Source organism: Burkholderia puraquae (genome assembly GCF_002099195.1).
Taxonomy (GTDB): domain Bacteria; phylum Pseudomonadota; class Gammaproteobacteria; order Burkholderiales; family Burkholderiaceae; genus Burkholderia; species Burkholderia puraquae.
In genome coordinates, this window is the sequence record NZ_NBYX01000049.1 from 1 (window position 1) to 6,570 (window position 6,570).

Here is a 6,570-nt window from a genome sequence, read left to right on the forward strand (position 1 = left end):
GATCGGGCGGGCGAATCACCTTGGCGAGAAGGTGCTGGTGGCGGGGACGACGGACGCGCAGCACCCGACGGCGGTAGTGGTGGTGCCGCCGTCGAAAGTCACGGCGATCGATCCGGACAAGGACTGGTTCCGTGCGCGGGGCGAGAACAATGCGTATCTGCCGTGGTGGGGCCGCCGTCACGACACCAACTACGGCATGCAGGGCTATTCCTACTGACCGGGAATTTAGCCGTGCGGGGCGTCTTTTTCCTGCACGCGCATCTCTCGTAGCGCCCATTGCGGAAGATTGGGAAACCGGCGACAACGTAATTTGCCGCTGCTGCCGGCGGCCATCGTCTGATCCCCGCATCGATTTACGGATGTATCGTTGGCCACTTTATGCGTTAGAGCTGGCGCTCTGTGGAATATTGTCAATTTTAGCGCGCAGAAAACTTATTTTTATGACAATTTGATAAAATCGCGCGAAACAGCGAAAGCGTACCCGAAGTTGGTACGCCATAACGAATCAAACTGAGAGACCGTCGTGAATATCCGAGAAGCGTTTCGCCATTTCGTATCGGGGATTGATACGAATCGGCGCCCCGTGACACTGAATTGGGGCGCTGCACAAAAAGATCTGGGTGCGCAGCTCGCATTGCAGCATGTGAGTATTCGCGAAAGCATGATGACCGGCATCGATGGCCGCCTGACGTGCGTTTCGCAAAATGGAAATCTCTCGCCCAAGCTTTTTATCGGTACGCCCGTATCGGTCGGGCTGGTTACCGACCGTGGCGGCAAGCACGCAATCAACGCGATCATCAGCGCGGTTCAGGTCGGACGATCCGATGGTGAGCTCACGATTTATCAGTTCGCCGTGACCGATGCGGTGAATCTGCTTCACAAGCGCACCAACTCCCGCATTTTCCGCAACGTCAACGTGATCGACGTGCTCAACGTCGTGCTTAACGAATGGCGGCAACGCAGTCAGACGCTTGCCCGTGCATTCGAGTTCGATTTGTCGGGACTGAATCCCTCCCGGTATCCGAAGCGTTCGTACATGCGTCAGGTCAACGAGTCGGACGCGCGCTTTGTGTCGCGACTCTTGCGTCGCGACGGCATCACGATGTTCGTTCATCCCGGACGCGCGAGCGGCCAGTCGAAGGACGGCGAGCCGCCGGTGCATACGATGGTGTTTTGCGACGACCCGCACAAGCTGTCCGAGGGGCCGTCGGGTACGGTGCGGCTGCACCCGCGTGATGCGGGCACCGAAGAGCGCGACACGGTTACGGCGCTGACCATGCGCCAGGAACTGATCTCGGGCGAAGCAAGCCGACCGACTTGGGATTACCGGAAGGCGAACGTGGACCAATCGACCCGACCGGCAGGCCTCGACCAAGGGGAGGCCGGCAACGACCTGGCCCAGTTGTTGACCGATATCGTGATCGAGAGCCCGCACGTGGCTGACTCGTGGGCGGATCTCGACCGGGTCACCGAAGACCGGATCCTCGCGCGCGAAGCGCACGCGGTTCGTTACGACGGCAAGAGTGGCATCCGCGATCTCCAGATCGGCACGTGGGTGACGATCACTGGCGATTCGGACTGGAATGCGCGGCCCGCCGAGCAGCGGCAGTTCGTGATCACGTCGCTGCATCACAACGTATGGAACAACTTGCCGAAGGAACTGAGCGAGCGGGCGCAGACGTTGTTCTCGACGAGTCACTCGCTCGAGCAGCCGCCGGCGGAGGGCAGCCAGCAACCGGCCGATCAGGATACGCGCTACGAGAACCAGTTCACGTGTGTACCGCGCGGCACAGCGCTGACGCCGATCTACGACACGAAGGTCGATTTGCCGCCTACGCCGTTGATCACCGGGCGTGTGGTCGGCAGCGGATCGGACGAGGTTACTTGCGACGAGACCGGGTGCGTGTATGTGATGATCCTGGGCCAAGATGCCGCGGATCACACCCATGCCCAAGGTGCGGGAACGAACGGAAATCTGGGAGATAGCGCGCCGATCCGCGTTGCGTCGAGCCTGGCGGGGCCGACCTTCGGCCAGACCATCCTGCCACGCGTCAATACGGAAGTGCTGCTGGGCTGCCTGGGCGGCGACCCCGATCGCCTGATCATCCTCGGGGTCTTGCCGAACGGCGCCAATATGCCGGCGGCATTCAGCCATACCGGCAGCCTGCCTGGTAACCGCTACCTGTCCGGCATCAAGACCAAGGAAATCAGCGGGCAACGGTATAACCAGCTTCGGCTCGACGACACGCCGAGGCAGATCAGTGCGCAATTGGCGTCGGAGCATGCGCATTCCCAGTTGAATCTCGGGTATCTGACCCAGCCGCGCGATAACGGCCAGGGCGCCGATCGTGGCCAGGGCGCGGAACTTCGGACCGATGCCGCGGCGGCATTGCGTGCCGCGCAGGGGATGTTGCTGACGACCTACGCGCGTACCCAGGCGAGCGGCGGCCAGCTCGATCGTGACGAACTGATCCAGCTGCTTCAGCAGTGCACGGAGCTGTTCCAGTCGCTAGGTGATTATGCGGGGCAGCACGGCGGGCAAGCGACCGATACGGCTGGGCAGTCGACGCTGTCGGCTGCGTTCAAAGGCTGGGGGCCGGGAGCCGGCGATAACGATGCCTCGCAGGCATTGATGGCATTCGGCGCGCAGGCCGGGTCGTTGAACATCACGCCGAAAACGCACTTGACCTATGCGGGCGAGAACATCGATCAGGTTGCCGCCAACCATCTGCAATTCACGAGCGGCCAGAAGCTGAACATGCAGGCCGGCAACGGGTTGTGGCTGTTTGCGCAAAGCGCTGGCATCACGACGATCGCGAATCAGGGCAAGTTGCTGATGCAAAGCCAGAACGACGATACCCAGATCGATTCCGCGAAGAATTTCCAGGTGACTGCGGCGGGCGGCAAGGCGACGGTGCTGGGCAAGGACCAGGTCGTGCTGATGACGTCTGGCGGGGCTTACCTGAAGCTCGACGGCGCGAATATCGAACTGGGTTGCCCCGGCACGTTCACGGTGAAGTCGGCCGGCCACTCGTGGCAGGGGCCCGCCAGCATGAGCGGCGAATTGCCTGAATTCAGCCACTCGCCGCTCGGACGAGTGCCGAAGCTGGTCCGCGCAACGGATGGGCAACCTGCGCCGGGATTCGATGCCGAGGTCAGGAAGATGTCCGGCGATCTGCTGGACCAGAAAACCGATGCGTCAGGCAAGCTGCCACCGATCAATGGCAACCAGTTCGAGCAACTGACGGTTCAGTTCATCAAGAAAAATATCTGAGCATTCCGGGGAATAACGCATGACCGCTTCATTTCTGAATCCGCTGGGCCCCTCGTCGCCCAGTGAGACGCCGGCTGCGGATGGCAAGGCGGCAGCAAACACGGGCAAACGGCGTATCGTGATCGGCGAGGGCAAGGGGCCGACACTCTTTAATCAGAATAACGAACTGATCTGCGTCAAACAGCAGCCGCTGCCTGGCGTGGTCATCTTCGTGCACGGTGTCAACTCGGAAGGGGAATGGTACAAGGGCGCCGAAGAGGGGTTGTGCATGGGCTTGAACCGGCGACTCGCCCGCCTCGACGATCAGTTGGATCATAAGGGAGTGATCGGTGGGCAGATGAGTCCGGTCGGGTACACGGAGAGTTTGACCGATGATGGCTTCCTCAATCCCAAGTTGTGGGCGGGAAATTACATCACGGACGATGCTTCATTTTCTCCGGTGATTCATTTCCGCTGGGGCTACAAGGCCAACAAGGAAGAGCTGAAGGAGTACGGGGACAAGATTTTTCTGAACGAGAAGAACTACTGGGGGGGCGGCCCGTTCGCGAACGGCTGTTCGAGTTTGCCGGATCTGTGGCATGAAGGGCTGGACGACCGGATCTTCGGATGGATTTCAGTCCAGGCGATGAATCCGACTACGCGCCCGCTGTATCGAACCCCGCCTCGTACCTACGGAGTGCTCGCAGCGTTGCGTCTGGCCAAACTGGTGGAGTCGATTCGCAGGAAGCAGGCGAACGTGCCGATCACGATCGTGTGCCACAGCCAGGGGAACATGGTTGGCTTGACCGCAGCATTCTTCGGCGACCAGTTGCCAGAGGTGACCGATCCGTGGGGCAACACGGGGCGCTGCGTCGCCGATGCCTATGTGCTGGCGAATCCACCCTACAGCGTCGCCAATACCGATACCGGAATGGATACATGGTCTCAGCGGGATATCAAGGATTCCAAAAATCGGCGCGGCCGCGAGACTTACGAGGCCCGTACGCAGACGCTGCGCGCATTTCTCGACATCGTTCGCGCCCGCTCGGCATTCGAACCGCCTGCGGACAAGCTCGACAGGGAGATGGGAAATTGCCGGACATCCGAGAAAGGCAAGCCGTATTCGGCCGACGCCGATCGGAATGCGCACGGCTTGAACGGCCATACCCATGGCCGCGTGACGCTGTATTGCTGCCCGCATGACCAGGTGATCTCCGCCGTGACGGTTCAGGGTATCGGATGGCGTGGGCTCGGGCGTATCAAGGATCCAAACAAAGAGGACAAGCCGTCGCAGGAGCTTGTCGATATCGGTGCAGCCGGTGTGTTGACGCAGCGGGTGTTTGCGACGCACTGGGATGTGGGTAAAGTCGGTGACTATGGGTATTGGTCCAATGACTGGCGGCACGGCAAGACGGGCACGACACCCGGTTTCTGGTATCCGCCTTCGCCGCCGGCAAAATTCGGACTGGTGCGCGCTTGGAGCGGAAACGAGAATCCGATTGCCAAGTTATTTACAACGCTCTCGGCACCGGTTCTCTACCTGGTGACGTTGGCGACATCAAGCTTCAAGTTCTTTCCCGTCAATGCTGACCCTCCGGATTTCTGGACGGTGAATGCAGACGCGCCGGCGCTCGACGAGCCGTTCACGCCGAAGACATACCGAAGCGATGATCCTGAACGTCGTAAACCGATCGAAATACGGGATGGTGATGCCGTGAGCAATTTCAACGACGGCTACGATACACCGGCGTCGGCTCGGAACGCCGCGAAGACGGACAAGAAGTCCGATGATCCGTACGATACCTACCAGTCGCAATCGCCCGACGATGTAGCCAACGGTAATGTCGCTAGCGAAGCGTCGCAACGTTACGAGGATCACGCGATCCTGCGAATGCGCGCGCGACGTGACGGTCGCCCGGCGTGGGTGGACGACGAAGGCAACGTGAAGGGGGAGGACGGCACGAGCGAGGTGCCGGAGGGTTACCAGGAATGGCACAACGAGCAGGTGGTGGACATCCTCGATGCCGGCAAGCTGAACAACCCGACCAATCATTCGACCACGATGACGAACCCGGAACATGCGCAGAAGGCATTGACGTATGACGTCGCTATTGGGTTGTGCTACCTGTCGTCCCGGGATTGGACCGAGTTGCGAATCGAAGCAGATTGGCGATTCGGAGTGGCGTTGCCAGACAAGCACCCAAGCAAGCATTATTCAAATTATTTCGAAGCCGGCGTAATGGGGGAGGGCGATGCACCCGTGCATGAGTGGGTCAAGAATGCTGAAGAGGCCAAGCGTCCCGAAAAAATTGTCGATGAGCGCGGGAACGAGCTCTATCTGAAAGTTGGAGGGGGGGTATGAGTAAGCTGATTTCGACCTTGCCCCGTAGATTGGTTGTTGCCATCGTGGTGTTGATTGTCGCGATGGGTATCATGTACAGCTTGAGCGCTTTCGCTGGACATACGCATCTTGACGAATTGAGCATGGGAGATTGGATGAAGCGAATGTTGATAGTGCCGTCGTTGGTAGCAATCCTAGCGTTTGTGGTATCGACCATCATGACGGCGACGCCGGCGCAAGCGGCAACGGTGACGCAGAAAGATGCCGCCATTCCGAATGCAGGTGAAAGTGCCGCACCGTTTGTTGCGCAGGTGGTCGGATTGGAATGGCTCAACCCATTGCAGCGGCGCGATTATCCAACGCAATGGCAGATTCTCTGGACCATGGGGCTTGCTAAACCCAATAAAAACGACGACATGGTTCGGACGGATCCGAAGTCGTTCACGACGCTTCAGTCTGTCGCAGGGGTGGCGTACGGCAACCAAGGAGAGGAAACATTCCAAGGCTTCTATCACAAATACGTCCGTAAAGTGCTCGGACTGTTCGGTGATCGCTATGTGATGAACGCCAAGTATTTCTACACGGTCAAGTCAAAGAGTAAGGATGACTGGCGTGAGCTGGCAGGCATCCGCGTTGAGTTTGCCGTGCCGGATAGATTGGATGCCGATGAGGCTCAGGCCTATCTGCGAGGGAGCATCATCAGTGAGTTCAACATCGGGAATAAATATTTCCTGGATCTCTGGAGCAAAAACACGCCGCCCGACGTCCACGTTAACCAGGGCGGCGCAAACGCCGGCTTCACGTCGCTGAACCGCGCGCTGGATTACCTGCAAGCGAACCCCGACAAAAGCGCCTGGGTGATGAACTGGGACGCGCCGAGCTTTCCGCCGAAGGACGCGCAGATCAACGAGAACATGGTGGTGCTGTTTCTCGTCGGGCCGAACTTCAAGACGGAGCGTGAACCGTTGGCGTGGAT

Annotated in this window: 2 protein-coding genes and 2 pseudogenes; all 4 read left to right on the forward strand. The window is 59.5% G+C overall.

Translation table 11 applies throughout. The annotated features are described in order from the left end of the window. A pseudogene (locus B7G54_RS37550) lies at positions 1-217 on the forward strand (hypothetical protein); the annotation flags it as partial. Positions 218-523: 306 nt separating this feature from the next. Further along, complete coding sequence (locus B7G54_RS37555; protein WP_085043671.1) at positions 524-3,274, forward strand: type VI secretion system Vgr family protein; 2,751 nt, start codon at positions 524-526, stop codon at positions 3,272-3,274. A gap of 19 nt (positions 3,275-3,293) precedes the next feature. Further along, positions 3,294-5,615, forward strand: a complete 2,322-nt coding sequence (locus B7G54_RS37560) for a T6SS effector phospholipase Tle3 domain-containing protein (protein ID WP_244289497.1) — start codon at positions 3,294-3,296, stop codon at positions 5,613-5,615. Further along, a pseudogene (locus tag B7G54_RS37565) lies at positions 5,612-6,570 on the forward strand (virulence factor); the annotation flags it as partial. The gene B7G54_RS37560 and the pseudogene B7G54_RS37565, both read left to right, overlap by 4 nt.